This window comes from Pseudomonas sp. PvP025 (assembly GCF_017832155.1).
Taxonomy (GTDB): Bacteria; Pseudomonadota; Gammaproteobacteria; order Pseudomonadales; family Pseudomonadaceae; genus Aquipseudomonas.
This window is the reverse complement of the sequence record NZ_JAFIBJ010000001.1, coordinates 2,188,703-2,206,172: the sequence shown is the minus strand read 5'-3', so window position 1 is coordinate 2,206,172 and position 17,470 is coordinate 2,188,703. Positions and strand designations below refer to the sequence as shown.

The window sequence follows — 17,470 nt, the reverse complement described above, 5'->3', positions numbered from 1 at the left end:
GGCCTTTAAAAGGCCTCTTTTTTTGTCCGGCTTTTAGATGCGGCCGAGCAACAACAACACCACCAGTACTACCAGCACAACACCCAGGATACCCGACGGGCCGTAGCCCCAGTTACGCGAGTGCGGGAACACGGGCAGACCGCCGACCAGCAGCAGAATCAGGATAATGATCAGAATGAGGCTCATGGTTTTATTTCCTTATAGGCCTTCAGCGAGACCGGTTATTTATCAAGAGGCTCGCACCGTTAATTGCGTACGCCTTAACAACTCGGACTAGAGGGTGTGATAAAAAATTCAGTAATTTTTTAAAGTATTTCGATTAGTTGCTTATTTCTTTTTCACCGAACAAAAAACTTTTCCCTTAGTTGAAAAAATCGCCTCTGAGCAATAGATCGGCAGCCGACCGGGCCGACGGTTTGCCTGGGGCATTCATCACCCTGATGGTGCGTGGTTGGCGCAAAATCCTTCGCTACACTGCCGCTCACTTCTTCCGTGAACCACAAGGCAGCTCTCCTATGCAAAATCGCATGATGATCACTGGCGCCGGGTCCGGCCTGGGTCGTGAAATCGCTCTGCGCTGGGCCCGTGAGGGGTGGCAGCTGGCCTTGTCGGACGTCAGCGAGCCGGGCCTGCAGGACACCTTGAAAAGGGTACGCGAGGCGGGCGGTGATGGCTTCACCCAGCGCTGCGACGTGCGCGACTACAGCCAGCTCACCGCCCTGGCCCAGGCGTGCGAGGTCAAGCTGGGTGGCATCGATGTGATCGTCAACAATGCCGGCGTGGCCTCGGGTGGCTTCTTCGCCGAGCTGTCTCTGGAAGACTGGGACTGGCAGATCGCGATCAATCTGATGGGCGTTGTCAAGGGCTGCAAAGCGTTCCTCCCGCTGCTGGAGAAGAGCAAGGGCCGCATCATCAATATCGCGTCAATGGCTGCCTTGATGCAGGGGCCAGCGATGAGCAACTACAACGTGGCCAAGGCCGGCGTGGTGGCGCTGTCGGAAAGCCTGCTGGTGGAACTCAAGCAGCAGGAAGTGGGCGTGCACGTGGTGTGCCCGTCGTTTTTCCAGACCAACCTGCTGGATTCGTTTCGCGGGCCCACCCCGGCGATGAAAGCGCAGGTAGGCAAGTTGCTCGAAAGCTCACCGATTTCGGCGGCGGACATTGCCGATTACATCTACCAGCGCGTGGCCGCAGGCGAGTTCATGATTCTGCCCCACGAGCAGGGGCGTATGGCCTGGGTATTGAAGCAGAAAAATCCCCAGTTGCTGTATGACGAAATGACCACCATGGCCGACAAGATGCGCGCCAAGGCGCAGGCTGTTAAAGGCTGATTTAGGCGTGGTCTGTCAGGCAAATTACCCGCAGGTGTAGGTAAGGCCTGATTTGATCGCGCACCATTGTCGCGACACGCCCCGTGCGCGCATGGTCAATGTCCTGTCATTCGAAAAGGACAATCGACATGCTGGTATTAAGCCGCGCAGTGGGCGAAATCATCGCCATCGGCGATGACATCGCTCTGCACATTCTTGAACTCAATGGAGGCCAGGTGAGGTTTGGCGTTGCGGCGCCGGCGGGCGTCAACGTCCATCGCGCCGAGGTCTACCGGAAAATCCAGCGTAGCCAGGACGCCAACACCCATCCGGTGCCGGTGCCCAATCCCTGATTGCAGGGTGTCAGTCAAACAGATGCTTGGGCACATCGTGCTTGAGCATCAACTGGCATTGCTCGCTGTCGGGGTCGAACACGATCAGCGCCTGGCCCTTGGTCAGCGCCTGGCGCACGCGCAATACACGGGTTTCCAGGGGCGTGTCGTCACCGTTATCGGTGCCGTCGCGGGTCACGAAATCTTCGATGAGGCGGGTCAGGGTGTCGACTTCAAGTGCATCGTAGGGAATCAGCATACAAGCCTCAGGTAGCGGGTCCCGGCGATGCTACTGCGCCGGGCCCCGAGTTGCCAGTATCAGGTCTTGTTCCCGACCAGGCTGTCCACCGACGGCACGCGCGTGTCGCTCTCCATCTGCGTTTCATGCTCGATCTGATGACTGAACCGGTCCAGTGAACCCTGGGCCGGTTGCGCATCGCTGGCGAACACCGGCGGGCTGAGGATGTAGGCGCCCAGCAGACGGCTCAACGCGGCCAGGCTGTCGATGTGGGTGCGCTCATAACCGTGGGTCGCGTCGCAACCAAACGCCAGCAGGGCGGTGCGAATGTCGTGGCCGGCGGTCACCGCCGAGTGCGCATCGCTGAAGTAATAGCGGAACAGGTCGCGGCGCACCGGCAGGTCGTTGTCCGCCGCCAGGCGCAGGAGATGACGCGACAGGTGGTAGTCATACGGCCCGCCGGAATCCTGCATCGCCACACTCACCGCATGTTCGCTGGAGTGCTGCCCGGGTGCGACCGGGGCGATATCGATGCCGACAAACTCACTCACGTCCCACGGCAGGGCGGCCGCGGCACCGCTGCCGGTCTCCTCGGTGATGGTGAACAGCGGGTGGCAGTCGATCAGCAACGGCTCGCCGCTGTCGATGATCGCCTTGAGTGCCGCGAGCAGGGCGGCCACGCCGGCCTTGTCGTCCAGATGTCGCGCGCTGATATGCCCGCTCTCGGTGAACTCGGGCAGCGGGTCGAAGGCTACGTAGTCGCCCACGCTGATGCCCAGCGAATCGCAGTCGGCACGGGTCGCGCAGTAGGCGTCCAGGCGCAGTTCCACGTGGTCCCAGCTCACCGGCATTTCGTCGACGGCAGTGTTGAACGCGTGTCCGGAGGCCATCAGCGGCAACACGCTGCCACGGATCACGCCGTTATCGGTGAACAGGCTGACGCGGCTGCCTTCGGCGAATCGGCTCGACCAGCAACCCACCGGGGCCAGGGTCAGGCGACCGTTGTCCTTGATCGCCCGCACGGCGGCGCCGATGGTGTCCAGGTGCGCCGACACGGCCCGATCGGGGCTGTTTTTCTGGCCCTTGAGGGTGGCGCGAATGGTGCCGCGCCGAGTCATTTCAAACGGAATGCCGAGTTCTTCCAGGCGCTCGGCGACATAGCGCACGATGGTGTCGGTGAAACCGGTGGGGCTGGGAATGGCGAGCATTTCCAGCAGGACTTTCTGCAGGTAATTCAGGTCCGGTTCGGGGATGGTTCGGGTCATAAGGACTCCTGTTGAAGTGGCAGGCCTGAGGAAGGGTGGCGCCGGTATCGGCGCCTTCGCGGGCAAGCCGGTTTCCACAGTGGCATGCGGTCAGCCTGTGGGAGCGGGCTTGCCCGCGAGGCGGCCGATCAGGCAACGCCTCTCTCAAACCGTTGACTGGCTGTGGGGAAACAACAGATCCACAAATTTCTCGGCAGTCGGCTGCGGCTCATGATTGGCCAGGCCGGCCCGTTCGTTGGCCTCGATAAATACATACTCGGGTTGATCGGCGGCGGGCACCATCAGGTCCAGGCCCACCATGGGAATGTCCAGGGCGCGAGCGGCCCGCACGGCAGCGTCCACCAGCGTCGGGTGCAGGATCGCGGTCACGTCTTCCAGGCAGCCGCCGGTGTGCAGGTTGGCGGTGCGGCGCACGGCCAGGGTCTGGCCTCGGGGCAGGATGCTGCTGTAGTCGTAGCCGGCGGCGTGCAGGGTGCGTTCGGTTTCCGCATCCACGGGAATTTTACTTTCGCCATCGGTCGCGGCCTGGCGCCGCCGACTCTGAGCCTCGATCAGCGCACCGATGGAATGCTGACCATCACCTTTGACTTCGGCAGGGCGGCGGATCGCTGCGGCCACCACTTCAAAACCGATCACCAGAATGCGCAGGTCCAGGCCTTCGTGAAAGCTTTCGAGCAAAATACGGCTGTCGAACGCACGCGCCGCTTCGATGGCCTGCTGCACCTCTTCAATGGTGCGCAGGTCCACCGCCACGCCGTGGCCCTGTTCGCCGTCGAGCGGCTTGACCACGATGCGCTGGTGTTCGTCGAGAAACTCCAGATTGTCATCGGCACTGCCCGCCAGTTGTTGCGAGGGCACGTTCAAACCGGCAGCCTTGAGCACCTTGTGGGTCAGGCTCTTGTCCTGACACAACGTCATGCTGATGGCGCTGGTCAGGTCGCTCAACGATTCGCGACAACGCACGCGGCGCCCGCCGTGGCTGAGGGTGAACAGGCCGGCGTCGGCGTCGTCCACCTGCACATCGATACCGCGCCGATGCGCCTCTTCGACAATGATCCGCGCATACGGGTTGAACCCCGCCTGCGGGCCCGGGCCGAGAAACAGCGGCTGGTTGATGCCGTTCTTGTGCTTGATCGCAAAGGTGGTCAGCGCGCGAAAGCCCAGCTTGGCGTAGAGGCTCTTGGCCTGGCGGTTATCGTGCAGCACCGACAGGTCGAGGTAGCTCAGGCCACGGCTCATGAAGTGCTCCACCAGGTGGCGCACCAGCACCTCGCCCACGCCTGGGCGCGTGCACTGCGGATCGACCGCCAGGCACCACAGGCTGCAACCGTTCTCCGGGTCGTTGAAGGCTTTCTGGTGATTGAGGCCCATCACGCTGCCGATCACTGCGCCGCTGTCTTCGTCCTCGGCCAGCCAGTACACCGGGCCGCCCTGATGACGCGGGGTGAGGCGTTCGGTATCGACCGGCAACATGCCGCGTCCCTGGTAGAGGCGGTTGACCGCCTGCCAGTCCGCCTCATTCTGCACCCGACGAATGCGAAAGCCGCGAAACACCCGGGTGGCCGGGCGATAGTCGCTGAACCACAGGCGCAAGGTGTCGGACGGATCGAGGAACAACTGCTGCGGATCAATCCCGAGGATCTGCTGGGGCGCGGCCACATACAACGCAATATCGCGCTCACCGGCTTGTTCATTGAGCAGTTCCTCGGCCAGGCTCGCCGGGTCCGGGAAGGTATGGCCGATCAACAGCCGTCCCCAGCCGCAATGCACCGCGATATGGCCGGGGCTCTGCGGGTTGCCGTCCTCGGCCAGGCGGGCTTGCAGGCGCTCATAGGTCGGCGCCTGGCCCTTGAGCAAGCGTTGGCTGTACGCCGCGGCGTTCTGTTTCATCAATCAGATTCCTTGTTCGCTGAGCCACAGGTTCAGCGCCGCCAGTTGCCACAGCTTGGAGCCGCGCAGCGGGGTCAGTTGGCCCTGCGGGTCGGTCAGCAGGCGGTCGAGCATGGCCGGCTTGAACAGGCCGCGATCCTGGCTCGGGTCCAGCAACAGTTCGCGCACCCAGTTCAAGGTGTCGCCCTGCAAATGCTTGAGGCCCGGCACCGGGAAATAGCCTTTTTTGCGGTCGATGACTTCGCTCGGGATCACCCGGCGCGCCGCCTCTTTCAACACCTGCTTGCCGCCATCGGGCAGCTTGAATTTACCCGGCACCCGCGCCGACAGTTCCACCAGGCGATAGTCCAGAAACGGCGTGCGCGCTTCCAGGCCCCAGGCCATGGTCATGTTGTCGACGCGTTTGACCGGGTCGTCCACCAGCATCACCGTGCTGTCCAGGCGCAGGGCCTTGTCCACGGCGGCATCGGCACCGGGCATTGCAAAGTGTTCACGCACAAAATCCCCGGCGGCGTCGTTGGCGGTCAGCCATTTCGGCGCGACGGTGGCGGCGTAATCGTCGTAGCTGCGGTCGAAGAACGCCTCGCGATAGGCCGCGTAGGGATCGCTGGCGCCGTCCACCTGCGGGTACCAGTGGTAGCCGGCAAACAGTTCGTCGGCGCCCTGGCCGCTCTGCACCACCTTGCAATGCTTGGCCACTTCCCGCGACAGCAGGTAGAAGGCAATGCAGTCGTGGCTGACCATCGGCTCGCTCATGGCGCGGAACGCCGCCGGCAGCTGTTCGATGATCTCGCTTTCGGCAATGCGCAATTGGTGATGGCGCGTGCCGTAATGCTTGGCGATCAGGTCCGAATACTGGAATTCGTCGCCGCGCTCGCCGCCGGCATCTTCAAAGCCGATGGAGAAGGTCGACAGGTCCTGCACGCCCACTTCGCGCAGCAGGCCGACGAGCATGCTCGAATCGACGCCGCCGGAGAGCAGCACGCCCACGTCCACTGCCGCCCGTTGACGAATGGCCACGGCGTCGCGGGTGCTGTCGAGGACACGGTCGGTCCAGTCCTGCAACGTCAGGTTTTTTTCATCGTCATGGGGACCGTAGGGCAACGTCCACCAGGTTTTCTGTTCGGTGGTGCCGTTGGCGTCGATGCGCATCCAGCTCGCCGGGGGCAGTTTCTCAATGCCCGCCAGCAACGTGCGCGGCGCAGGCACCACGGCGTGGAAATTCAGGTAATGGTTCAGCGCCACCGGATCGAGGATCGGGTTGATGTCGCCGCCCTTGAGCAGTGCCGGCAATGCCGACGCAAAACGCAGGCGCTGACCGGTGCGCGACAGGTACAACGGCTTGACGCCAAGGCGGTCACGGGCGATGAACAGGCGCTGGGCATCACGCTCCCAGATGGCGAAGGCGAACATGCCGTTGAGCTTGGGCAGCAGCGCTTCGCCCCAGGCGTGGTAGCCCTTGAGCAGCACTTCTGTGTCGCCGCCGGAATAGAAGGCATAGCCCAAGGCTTCCAGCTCTTCACGCAATTCCGGAAAGTTATAGATCGCACCGTTGAACGCCAGGGACAGCCCCAACTGGGCGTCGATCATCGGCTGCGCCGAGCCGTCCGACAGGTCCATGATCTTCAGGCGCCGATGGCCCAGGGCAACCGGCCCCTGGGCATGAAAGCCCCAGGCATCGGGGCCACGCGGGGCCAGGTGATGGGTGATGCGCTCAATCGCTGCCAGGTCGGCAGGTTGGGCATCGAAACGTAATTCTCCAGCTAATCCGCACATAAATTCCTTACCGGTTTTTCCGTTGGGGAGGGTCAATACTCAATACGCCCAAGAGGGCGCGTACCCAGAAACTGACCCGGTGCTATACGTGGAGTTTTAGAACAATAAGTTATAAGGCAAAACGCCGTCAGCGTGGAACGGGCGCATGGCTGCGGATCAGGCTGCGCACGGCAAAGCGATTGGGGTGGCAGGCTTCGGCGACGCTGCGTGGCAGCGGCAAGGGCTCGTTGTCCAGCCAGGCGGCGAGCAGCTCGGCCGACAACGGCGCGGTAATCAGGCCGCGCGAGCCATGGCCGCTGTTGACATACAGGCCGTCAAGCCACGGGCAGGCGATGGCGGGCACCTGGCGCGCATCCTTGCGCAAGCCGGCATATGCCTGGTCAAAGGCGGCCGCGTCGGCCAGTGGCCCGACAATCGGCAGGTAGTCCGGGCTGGTGCAGCGAAAGGCCGCACGGCCTTGCACCGTGGCCGGGTCGAGGCTGTCGACGCGCAGGCGTTGGGCCAGGTCCACGGAAATACCCTTGAGCAGTTCCAGGTTGCCGGCGTGTTCGGCGGCGGTGGGCGTGAGGTCATCGCTCTTGAAGTCAAAGCTGGCGCCAAGGGTGTGCTCACCCAGGCGTGGCGGTGCCACATAGCCTTCGGCGCAGACCACCGTGGCGAGGGCCTGGCTTTCGGCGGTTTGCGCCAGCGAGGTGATCTGCCCGCGGATGCGCTTGAGCGGCAGGTTGGCGAAACGTTGCACCTCGGCGGCGCCAGCCAGGACCACCACCGGGGCATCGCCGAGCAGCCGCTCGCCTTCCCAGGCTTGCCAGCGTCCGTTGATGTTGCGCAGGTCCAGCACCTCGTGATGCGTCAGCACGGTGATACCGCCGCGCTGCGCTTGCCATGCACACAAGGCGGGCGGGTGGACCCAGCCGCCCTCCGGGAAAAACAGCCCGCCGTGGGCCAGCGCGACCCCGGCGCGAGCCTGGGCCTGTTCGCGGTCGAGCTGATGCAGCAAGCCTGGCGCGAAGGCCTCGGCCAGTTGTGCCTGGCGCTCGCTTTCCTTGGCATCGAAGGCCAATTGCAGCACGCCGCAGCCGTCCCATGCCACGCCGCGCTGCAGGTGCTCAAGCACGCGACGGGTGTAGCCGAACCCGGCCAGAATCATCTGCGACAGCGCCGTACCGTGCGCGGAGAGCTTGAGGTACAGCACGCCTTGCGGGTTGCCCGAGGCTTCCTGGGCCAGGGCTTCATGGCGCTCCAGCAGGCTCACCTGCCAACCTCGGGCCGCGAGGCTGGCAGCGGTGGCGCACCCGGCCAGGCCGGCGCCGATCACCAGGGCCGTGCGCTCACCGCTAACGGCGGGAGGGCGGGCGAACCACGGCTTGATGCCCGGCGCTGCCGGGGTGTCGGCGGGCCAGCCAAGAAACTCACCGCGCAGGATTTCCCATTTATGCCCGATGCCCGGCGTGCGTTTCATCTTGAACCCGGCGGCATTGATCAGCCGGCGTACCCAGCCGGTGCTGGTGAAGGTGCTGATGGTCGACCCCGGCGCGGCCAGGCGTGCCAGTTCGGCGAACAGCTCGGCGGTCCACATGTCCGGGTTTTTCGCCGGGGCAAAACCGTCGAGAAACCACGCATCGATCTGTGCGTCCAGTTGCGGCAACTGCTCCAGGGCGTCGCCGATCAACAGGGTCAGGGTCACGCGGCCATTGTCCAGCACCAGCCGCTGGAAGCCCTGGTGGATGGCAATGTAGTGGGCCAGCAGTTGTTCGGCGAACGGCGCAAGTTCCGGCCAGAGGGCGAGGGCGCGTTGCAGGTCGGCGTGGCTCAGCGGGTATTTTTCGACGCTGACAAAATGCAGGCGCGCGCCCGCCATGGCGTGCTGTTCGAACAACTGCCAGGCGCATAGAAAATTCAGCCCGGTGCCAAAACCGGTCTCGCCGATCACCAGCCGCCCGCCCGCAGGCAAGGCAGCAAAGCGTTCCTGCAGGCGGTTCTGCTCAAGAAACACATAGCGGGTTTCTGCAAGGCCCGACTGGTCGGAGAAGTACACGTCGTCGAAGACCCGCGAGTGCGGGCGACCTTGGTCGTCCCAGTCGAGCTGGGCGTGGGTTACGGGGTTCATGGGCGGCTCGGCAAAGGCAAGGTGGCCATTCTAGCCGATCGTCCGGCAATGATTTGCCCCGTGACAGGCGCCGGTGGAATTTCCTCCCGCGTGTCGTTGCCCAATCCACTAGTCTTGAGCCATCTTGAAACGGAGCTGCCCATGTTCGAATCCGCCGAAATCGGTCACGCCATCGACAAAGACACCTACGAGGCAGAGGTTCCCGCGCTGCGTGAAGCGCTGCTGGACGTGCAGTACGAGCTGCACCAGCAGAAACGCTTCCCGGTGATCATCCTCATCAACGGCATCGAAGGCGCCGGCAAGGGCGAAACCGTCAAGCTGCTCAACGAATGGATGGACCCGCGCCTGATCGAGGTGCGCACCTTCGACCAGCAGACCGACGAAGAACTGGCGCGCCCGCCGGCCTGGCGCTACTGGCGTCAGCTCCCGGCCAAGGGGCGCATGGGCATTTTCTTCGGCAACTGGTACAGCCAGATGCTGCAGGGCCGGGTGCACGGGCAGATCAAGGATGCCCGGCTCGACCAGGCCATTGCCGGTGCCGAGCGGCTGGAGAAAATGCTGTGTGACGAAGGCGCGCTGATCTTCAAGTTCTGGTTCCACCTGTCCAAAAAACAGATGAAGGCGCGGCTCAAATCGTTGGCCGACGACCCGCTGCACAGCTGGCGCATCAGCCCGCTGGACTGGCAGCAATCGAAGACTTACGACAAGTTTGTCCATTTTGGCGAACGCATCCTGCGTCGCACCAGCCGCGACTATGCGCCGTGGCACGTGATCGAGGGCGCCGACGCGCACTACCGCAGCCTCACCGTGGGCAAAATTCTCCTCGAGGGCCTGCACAGTGCATTGACGTTGCCCAAGGCCAAAACCAGTGGCATGAACCCCGCACCGTTGCTGGCCTCGGTCGATCAAAAAAGCCTGCTCGACAGCCTCGACATGACAGTGAGCCTGGACAAGGACGATTACGAAGAACAACTGATTACCGAGCAGGCGCGCTTCTCTGGCCTGATGCGTGACAAGCGCATGCGCAGCCACGCGCTGGTCACTGTGTTCGAAGGCAACGACGCAGCAGGCAAGGGCGGCGCCATCCGCCGGGTCGCCGCCGCGCTGGACCCGCGCCAGTACCACATCGTGCCGATTGCCGCGCCCAGCGAAGACGAGCGCGCCCAGCCTTACCTGTGGCGCTTCTGGCAGAAAATTCCGGCGCGCGGCATGTTCACCGTGTTCGACCGCTCGTGGTACGGCCGTGTGCTGGTGGAGCGGGTCGAGGGTTTCTGCACCCCGGCCGACTGGATGCGCGCCTATGGCGAGATCAACGACTTCGAAGAGCAACTGCGCGACGCCGGGGTGATCGTGGTCAAGTTCTGGCTGGCCATCGACAAGCAGACCCAGCTCGAACGCTTCCAGGCGCGCGAGGAGATTCCGTTCAAGCGCTTCAAGATCACCGAGGACGACTGGCGCAACCGCGACAAGTGGGACGCCTACCGCACCGCCGTCGGCGATATGGTCGACCGTACCAGCACCGAGGTTGCGTGCTGGACGCTGGTGGAGGCCAACGACAAGCGCTGGGCGCGGGTCAAGGTGTTGCGCACGATCAACCGGGCGCTGGAAGAGGCGTTCGAGCACGCTGGCAAGCGCGGGAAGAAGAAAAAGAAATAACTGTCAGCCGCTTGCCACAGGCAGCCTGATCACCATGCTTTTGTATAGGCCGGGTGAATGATCATCGCGGTGGGGCAGGTCTGGATCTATCCTCGATTGATCTGCCAACAACCACAAGATCGAGGTAGCCCATGCGTGAAGTAGTGATCGTCGACAGCGTGCGAACCGGCCTGGCCAAGTCCTTTCGCGGCAAGTTCAACCAGACTCGCCCGGATGACATGGCGGCCCATTGCGTCAACGCGCTGCTCACCCGCAACGGCATTGACCCGGCGACGGTGGAAGACTGCATCGTCGGCGCGGCCTCCAACGAAGGCGCCCAGGGCCAAAACATCGGGCGCAACGTGGCGGTGCTGTCGCGGTTGGGCACCGGTACGGCGGGGATGACGCTCAACCGCTTTTGCTCATCCGGCCTGCAGGCGATTGCCATGGCGGCCAACCAGATTGCCTCGGGCTGCAGCGAGATCATTGTCGCCGGCGGCGTCGAGTCCATCAGCCTGACTCTCAAGAGCATCAACACTGACAACCTGATCAATCCGTTGCTCAAGGAACAGGTGCCGGGCATCTATTTTCCCATGGGCCAGACCGCCGAAATCGTCGCGCGCCGCTACCACGTCAGCCGTGAAGCGCAGGACGCGTATGCGCTGCAAAGCCAGCAGCGCACCGCGCAGGCGCAGGCGGATGGCCTGTTCGATGATGAAATCGTGCCGATGGCGGTCAAGTACCGGGTCGAGGATAAGGACACGGGCGGCGTGCAGATCCTCGACGGTGTGGTCGACCGCGACGACTGCAACCGACCCGACACCACCCTGGCCAGCCTCAGCGGTTTGAAGCCGGTGTTTGCCGAAGACGGCTCGGTGACGGCGGGCAATGCCTCGCAGTTGTCCGATGGCGCATCGATGACGCTGGTGATGAGCCTGGAGAAAGCGCTGGCACTGGGGCTCAAGCCCAAGGCGTTTTTCCGTGGCTTTACCGTGGCCGGCTGCGAACCCGACGAGATGGGCATCGGGCCGGTGTTCTCGGTGCCCAAACTGCTCAAGGCGAAGGGCTTGCAGGTGGCGGATATCGACTTGTGGGAGCTCAACGAAGCGTTCGCGTCCCAGTGCCTGTATGCGCGTGACCGGCTGGAAATCGACAATGCCAGGTACAACGTCAATGGCGGCGCTATCGCTATCGGCCACCCGTTCGGCATGACCGGTTCGAGGCAAGTGGGGCATCTGGTGCGCGAACTGCAGCGACGTCGTTTGCGCTATGGCATCGTCACCATGTGCGTGGGCGGCGGCATGGGCGCGAGCGGACTCTTTGAAGCCGTGCGCTGAACCAGCGCTGTCGCGCAGCAAACTGGCGCCTCTGTGGCAAGCCCTAATGCCGTTCAGTTAAGGAAAATGTGTGGGCTTATTGTGGCGAGCGGGCTTGCCCCGCGTTGGGGTGCGAAGCGCCCCCCATCGAGCAAAACGCGGTGTACCTGATACGGCTCAGCGCCTGGCTTTGGGGCTGCTGCGCAGCCCAACGCAGGACAAGCCTGCTCGCCACAGGGAATCTGCGCTTAGCTGAGCGGCATTGGGGCAAGCCCTAATGCCGTTCAGTTAAGGAAAATGTGTGGGCTTATTGTGGCGAGCGGGCTTGCCCCGCGTTGGGGTGCGAAGCGCCCCCCATCGAGCAAAACGCGGTGTACCTGATACGGCTCAGCGCCTGGCTTTGGGGCTGCTGTGCAGCCCAACGCAGGACAAGCCTGCTCGCCACAGGGAATCTGCGCTTAGCTGAACGGCATTGGGGCAAGCCCTAATGCCGTTCAGTTAAGGAAAATGTGTGGGCTTATTGTGGCGAGCGGGCTTGCCCCGCGTTGGGGTGCGAAGCGCCCCCCATCGAGCAAAACGCGGTGTACCTGATACGGCTCAGCGCCTGGCTTTGGGGGCTGCTGCGCAGCCCAACGCAGGACAAGCCTGCTCGCCACAGGGAATCTGCGCTTGCCTGAACGGCATTAGGGCATAGCCCGATCTGTTTGCTTGGCCCTAGAATGCAGGCTCTTCTACCTCAGGCATTTGGGGCAACTCATGCACATATCTTCCGGTCGCTGGGTCTACGGTTTTCTCCTGACCCTGCTGACCGCATTGCTCTGGGGCATTCTCCCGATCAAGCTCAAACAGGTCTTGCAGGTGATGGACCCGATCACCGTCACCTGGTTTCGCCTGATGGTGGCCGGCGGTTGCCTGTTCATCTACCTGGCGGCGACCCGGCGTTTGCCCAGCTTGAAGGTGCTGGGCGCCAGAGGTGGCGGGTTGGTAGCAATGGCGGTGTGCGGACTGGTGGGCAACTACGTGCTGTACCTGGTGGGCCTGAAAATGCTCAGCCCCGGCACCGCGCAACTGGTGGTGCAGATGGGGCCGATCTTTCTGATGGTCGCCAGTGTGTTTGTGTTCAAGGAGCGCTTCAGCCTTGGGCAAGGCGTGGGGTTGGTCGTGTTGATTGTGGGTTTCGGGTTGTTCTTCAATCAGCGCCTGGCGGAGCTGCTCACGTCCATGGGCACTTATACCGCCGGGGTGTTGACGGTGCTGTTGGCGACCACGATCTGGGTGTTTTATGCGCTGGGGCAGAAGCAGTTGCTGACGGTGTGGAATTCGCTGCAGGTGATGATGGTGATTTATCTGTTTTGCGCGGCGTTGTTGACGCCGTGGGCGCAGCCGCTGGAGGCGTTGGCGTTGAGTCCGTTGCAGGGGGTGTTGTTGCTGGCGTGCTGCATGAACACGTTGATGGCGTATGGGGCGTTTGCGGAGGCGCTGGCGCACTGGGAAGCTTCCCGGGTGAGTGCGACGTTGGCGTTGACGCCGTTGGTGACGTTTATAGCGGTAGCGTTGGCGGCGTGGTGGTGGCCTGGGTTTGTGCAGGCTGAGGAGATTAATGCGTTGGGGTATTTTGGGGCGTTGGTGGTGGTGATGGGGTCGGCGATGGTCGCTTTGGCGCCTTCTTTGATTGCCGGGCTCAGGGCTCGTCGGTTAAGACTGGCTTCCTAATGTGGGAGGGGGCTTGCTCCCGATGGTGGTTTGGTTGTGTACATATCCGTTGCTGCGGTTATGGCGGGTATTGGTTCCGCTCTTACAGCGGGTCACTTTTGGAAAAGAGCCCCAAAAGTAACCAAAAGGGCTCTTGCCCCACCACTCGGCACCTCGCTAATGCTCGGTGTGCCCGCACGCAGGCTTGAATCCGTGGGCCGCCGCAATGGGCCATCCCTGGCCCAGTGCGGCTAACCCGGCGTCCTGCCGGGTTACCCACGGATTCAAGCCTGCGTGCGGCCAGCGTGGTTGACGGGGCGCCTGGGATCAAGGTCAAGATCAAAAGCAGATCAAGATCAAGATCAAGGGCTTTTTAATGGCCGGCTTCCAGCATGTTTTCAGGGCGTACCCATTTGTCGAATTCTTCGTCGGTGAGGTAGCCCAGGTCCAGTGCGGCCTGGCGTAGGGTCAGGCCTTCGGCATAGGCTTTTTTGGCGATCTGTGCGGACTTGTCGTAGCCGATGTGTGGGTTCAACGCGGTGACGAGCATCAGGCCGCGTTCCAGGTGTTCGGCCATTTGTTCGGCGTCCGGTTCAAGACCTGCGATGCAGTGTTCCTGGAAGTTGTTGCAGCCGTCGGCCAGCAGGCGGATGGATTCGAGCAGGTTGTGGATGATCACCGGCTTGTACACGTTGAGCTGCAGGTGGCCCTGGCTGGCGGCGATGCCGATGGTGACGTCGTTGCCCAGCACCTGGCAGGCCAGCATCGACAGGGCTTCGCATTGGGTGGGGTTGACCTTGCCGGGCATGATCGAGCTGCCGGGTTCGTTGGCCGGCAGTTTGACTTCGGCCAGGCCGGCGCGGGGGCCGGAGCCGAGCAGGCGCAGGTCGTTGGCGATCTTCATCAGGGCCACAGCCAGGGTTTTCAGCGCGCCGTGCAGCGTCACCAGCGGTTCGTGGCCGGAGAGGGCTGCGAATTTGTTCGGCGCGGTCACGAACGGCAAGCCGGAAAGGGCAGCCAGCTCGGCGGCGATCGCTTCGCCAAAACCGTGGGGCGAGTTGAGTCCGGTGCCGACGGCAGTGCCGCCCTGGGCCAGCTCGCACACGGCGGGCAGGGCACTGCGGATGGCGCGTTCGGCATAGTCGAGCTGGGCGATGAAGGCCGAGAGTTCCTGGCCGAAGGTGATCGGCGTGGCGTCCATCATGTGGGTGCGGCCGGTCTTGACCAGCTTCATGTGCCGCGCCGCCAGCTCCGCCAGGCCGCCGGACAATACCGTGATCGCCGGCAGCAATTGTTCGTGCACCGCTTTTACGGTGGCGATGCTCATGGCGGTGGGGAAGCAGTCGTTGGAGCTTTGTGAGCGGTTCACATGGTCGTTGGGATGCACCGGGCTCTTGCCGCCGCGGTTGTTGCCCGCCAGTTCGTTGGCGCGTCCGGCGATCACTTCGTTGGCGTTCATGTTGCTCTGGGTGCCACTGCCGGTCTGCCATACCACAAGCGGGAACTGGTCGTCATGAGTACCGGCGAGCACTTCGTCGGCGGCCTGTTCGATCAGGCGGGCGATGTCGGCGGGCAGGTCGCCGTTGCGGTCGTTGACGCGCGCGGCGGCTTTCTTGATCAGGGCCAGGGCGTGCAGCACTGCCAGCGGCATGCGTTGCTCGCCAATGGCAAAATTCACCAGCGAACGTTGGGTCTGGGCGCCCCAGTAAGCGTCATCCGGGACGTGAACGTCTCCCAGGCTGTCGGTTTCGATACGGCTCATCGGGCACTCTCCTTGAAGTCAGTCAGCGCAGTTTAGGCCGTGATGGGGCAGGGGGGTTCCATAAAAGACTTTTCATCGGATTAAAGCGGCGCTGATCCTTGTCCGACAAGGCCTGGGGTTGAGCCGCGAGGTTTTTTAGGCGCAGAATGGTCGCCCTTGGGGTCTTACCTCGCCTGTAGAAAAGGAAACTCGATGACTCGTCTTCGTGCCATCTGTACCGCGGTTGCTCTGGTTTGCGCCAGCGGCCAGGTTTTTGCCGATACCGCCAGCCACAACGCCAGTGCCGAAGCCTTTCTTACCCTGGCCCATGCCGACAAGCTGGGAACCCCGGTGTACATGCAAGTGCAACAAATGTTCGCCCAGCGTTTCGAACAGACCAAGGCGCCTGCCGCCAAGCAGTCCGTACTGGACAGCTACCAGGCCAAGGCCAACGCCGCGCTCGATCAGGCCATCGGCTGGCCGAAGCTGAAACCGGACATGGTCAAGCTCTACACCACCAATTTCAGCGAGTCCGAGCTCAAGGACCTGGTTGCGTTCTACCAGTCGCCGCTGGGCAAGAAGGTCCTGGAAAAAATGCCGCAACTGACCCAGCAATCGGCTCAGATGACCCAGGCCAAACTGGAAAGCGCCGTGCCGGTAGTGAACAAGCTGTTGGAAGACATGACCAACGAGCTGACGCCAAAAGCCGCCGCACCGGCCAAGAAGAAGTAAGCAGGAATGACCATGCAACAGCGTATCGAAACCGCGCTCGCCGCCCTGAGCCCGCAACACCTGAGCGTGCTGGATGAAAGCCACATGCACAGCCGTGGGTTGCAGACCCACTTCAAGGCCGTGCTGGTCAGCCAGCAGTTCGAGGGGCTCAACCGCGTCAAGCGCCACCAGACGGTCTACGCCACCCTGGGTGACCTGATGAGCGAGTTTCATGCGTTGGCGCTGCATACCTACACGCCTGATGAATGGGCGAAAATCGACGCAGCCCCGGCCTCGCCGACCTGCGCCGGAGGGCATTGAGGCAGCCACAAGTGTCAGCTGCCAGCGACAAGATTAGAGCCCTCGCAGCTGCCTTCTTGCTACAATCCCCAACGCGCCGCCCAGTCGGCGCGTTTTTTTTGCTTTTACTTGCAGCTTGCGGCTAAAAACTCGCAACTGCCGTTATCCGGTTCACCCCTTACGAGGGTAGCCACCTGGAGAGAACACCCATGACCCACCCCATCGTCGTGGCGGCACTGTACAAGTTCGTCACCCTCGAAGATTACGTCGCCCTGCGCGAGCCACTGCTGCAGGCAATGGTCGACAACGGCATCAAGGGCACCCTGCTGATTGCCGAAGAAGGCATCAACGGCACCGTGTCCGGCAGCCGCGAAGGCATTGACGGCCTGATGGCCTGGTTGAAGAAAGACCCGCGCATGGTCGACATTGACCACAAAGAGTCCTACTGCGACGACCAGCCGTTCTACCGCACCAAGGTCAAGCTCAAGAAAGAGATCGTGACCCTGGGCGTCGAAGGCGTCGACCCGAACAAAAAGGTCGGCACCTACGTTGAACCGCAGGACTGGAATGCGCTGATCAGCGACCCCGAGGTGCTGTTGATCGACACCCGCAACGACTACGAAGTGTCCATCGGCACCTTCGAAGGCGCGATCGACCCGAAGACCACCAGCTTTCGCGAGTTTCCCGACTACATCAAGGCCCACTTCGACCCGGCCGTACACAAGAAGGTCGCGATGTTCTGCACCGGCGGCATTCGCTGCGAGAAGGCCTCCAGCTTCATGCTCAGCGAGGGCTTCGATGAGGTCTATCACCTCAAGGGCGGCATCCTCAAGTACCTCGAGGAAGTGCCGCAGGCAGAAACCAAATGGCAAGGCGACTGCTTTGTGTTCGACAACCGGGTGACCGTGCGCCATGACCTCAGCGAGGGCGACTACGATCAGTGTCACGCCTGCCGCACACCGGTCAGCGTCGAGGACCGTGCGTCCGAGCACTATGTGGCCGGCATCAGTTGCCCGCATTGCTGGGATAAGCTGCCGGAGAAAACCCGTCGCAGCGCCATCGACCGGCAGAAGCAGATCGAGCTGGCCAAGGCCCGCAACCTGCCGCACCCAATTGGCTTCAACTACAAGCAAACCCCTTCCGAGGCCTGACCC

General features: G+C 62.7%; 15 protein-coding genes. 8 read left to right on the top strand and 7 right to left on the bottom strand.

What is annotated here, in order from left to right; translation table 11 throughout:
* Positions 1 to 33 precede the first annotated feature (33 nt).
* Positions 34 to 186, bottom strand: a complete 153-nt coding sequence (locus JOE32_RS09090; RefSeq protein WP_003236711.1) for a DUF3309 family protein — start codon at positions 184 to 186, stop codon at positions 34 to 36.
* A 329-nt stretch (positions 187 to 515) separates the two neighbouring features.
* Between JOE32_RS09090 and JOE32_RS09085 the strand changes: the two genes are divergently transcribed.
* The gene (locus JOE32_RS09085) at positions 516 to 1,331 is read left to right on the top strand and encodes an SDR family oxidoreductase (protein ID WP_209983313.1); all 816 of its coding nucleotides are present in this window, start codon (positions 516 to 518) and stop codon (positions 1,329 to 1,331) included.
* Positions 1,332 to 1,459: 128 nt separating this feature from the next.
* On the top strand, positions 1,460 to 1,663 hold the full coding sequence (csrA, locus tag JOE32_RS09080) for a carbon storage regulator CsrA (RefSeq protein ID WP_209983311.1): 204 nt from the start codon (positions 1,460 to 1,462) through the stop codon (positions 1,661 to 1,663).
* Positions 1,664 to 1,673: 10 nt separating this feature from the next.
* On the opposite strand, the gene JOE32_RS09075 is transcribed toward csrA, so the two are convergent.
* The 5 genes from JOE32_RS09075 to mnmC form a co-directional block, all read right to left on the bottom strand.
* Positions 1,674 to 1,901 (bottom strand): YheU family protein, encoded by a 228-nt coding sequence (locus JOE32_RS09075; RefSeq protein ID WP_003236706.1) that lies wholly within the window; start codon positions 1,899 to 1,901, stop codon positions 1,674 to 1,676.
* 59 nt (positions 1,902 to 1,960) lie between these two features.
* Positions 1,961 to 3,145: an osmoprotectant NAGGN system M42 family peptidase gene (locus tag JOE32_RS09070; RefSeq protein WP_057008098.1), complete on the bottom strand. Its 1,185-nt coding sequence runs from the start codon at positions 3,143 to 3,145 to the stop codon at positions 1,961 to 1,963.
* Between the two features lie 144 nt (positions 3,146 to 3,289).
* Positions 3,290 to 5,035: an N-acetylglutaminylglutamine synthetase gene (gene ngg / locus JOE32_RS09065; protein ID WP_209983309.1), complete on the bottom strand. Its 1,746-nt coding sequence runs from the start codon at positions 5,033 to 5,035 to the stop codon at positions 3,290 to 3,292.
* A gap of 3 nt (positions 5,036 to 5,038) precedes the next feature.
* Positions 5,039 to 6,811, bottom strand: a complete 1,773-nt coding sequence (locus tag JOE32_RS09060; protein ID WP_209983307.1) for an N-acetylglutaminylglutamine amidotransferase — start codon at positions 6,809 to 6,811, stop codon at positions 5,039 to 5,041.
* Positions 6,812 to 6,938: 127 nt separating this feature from the next.
* Entirely contained in the window at positions 6,939 to 8,921 is a 1,983-nt protein-coding gene (gene mnmC / locus JOE32_RS09055; RefSeq protein WP_209983305.1) for a bifunctional tRNA (5-methylaminomethyl-2-thiouridine)(34)-methyltransferase MnmD/FAD-dependent 5-carboxymethylaminomethyl-2-thiouridine(34) oxidoreductase MnmC, read from the bottom strand.
* Positions 8,922 to 9,062: 141 nt separating this feature from the next.
* On the opposite strand from mnmC, the gene pap reads away from it, so the two are divergent.
* The 3 genes from pap (at position 9,063) to JOE32_RS09040 (ending at position 13,585) form a co-directional block, all read left to right on the top strand.
* A complete protein-coding gene (gene pap / locus JOE32_RS09050) occupies positions 9,063 to 10,577 on the top strand; it encodes a polyphosphate:AMP phosphotransferase (RefSeq protein ID WP_209983303.1) in 1,515 nt (504 codons plus the stop codon).
* Between the two features lie 131 nt (positions 10,578 to 10,708).
* Positions 10,709 to 11,893, top strand: a complete 1,185-nt coding sequence (locus JOE32_RS09045; RefSeq protein WP_209983301.1) for a thiolase family protein — start codon at positions 10,709 to 10,711, stop codon at positions 11,891 to 11,893.
* A 735-nt stretch (positions 11,894 to 12,628) separates the two neighbouring features.
* Positions 12,629 to 13,585 carry a DMT family transporter gene (locus JOE32_RS09040; protein ID WP_209983299.1) on the top strand — a complete coding sequence of 319 codons (957 nt, stop codon included), beginning with the start codon at positions 12,629 to 12,631 and terminating at the stop codon, positions 13,583 to 13,585.
* 352 nt (positions 13,586 to 13,937) lie between these two features.
* On the opposite strand, the gene JOE32_RS09035 is transcribed toward JOE32_RS09040, so the two are convergent.
* Positions 13,938 to 15,326 (bottom strand): class II fumarate hydratase, encoded by a 1,389-nt coding sequence (locus JOE32_RS09035; protein WP_209983297.1) that lies wholly within the window; start codon positions 15,324 to 15,326, stop codon positions 13,938 to 13,940.
* Between the two features lie 192 nt (positions 15,327 to 15,518).
* On the opposite strand from JOE32_RS09035, the gene JOE32_RS09030 reads away from it, so the two are divergent.
* The 3 genes from JOE32_RS09030 (at position 15,519) to JOE32_RS09020 (ending at position 17,467) form a co-directional block, all read left to right on the top strand.
* On the top strand, positions 15,519 to 16,037 hold the full coding sequence (locus tag JOE32_RS09030) for a DUF2059 domain-containing protein (RefSeq protein ID WP_003236690.1): 519 nt from the start codon (positions 15,519 to 15,521) through the stop codon (positions 16,035 to 16,037).
* A 6-nt stretch (positions 16,038 to 16,043) separates the two neighbouring features.
* Positions 16,044 to 16,337 (top strand): BolA family protein, encoded by a 294-nt coding sequence (locus JOE32_RS09025; protein ID WP_209983295.1) that lies wholly within the window; start codon positions 16,044 to 16,046, stop codon positions 16,335 to 16,337.
* Between the two features lie 188 nt (positions 16,338 to 16,525).
* Complete coding sequence (locus JOE32_RS09020) at positions 16,526 to 17,467, top strand: rhodanese-related sulfurtransferase (protein ID WP_209983293.1); 942 nt, start codon at positions 16,526 to 16,528, stop codon at positions 17,465 to 17,467.
* The last annotated feature ends 3 nt before the right edge of the window (positions 17,468 to 17,470 follow it).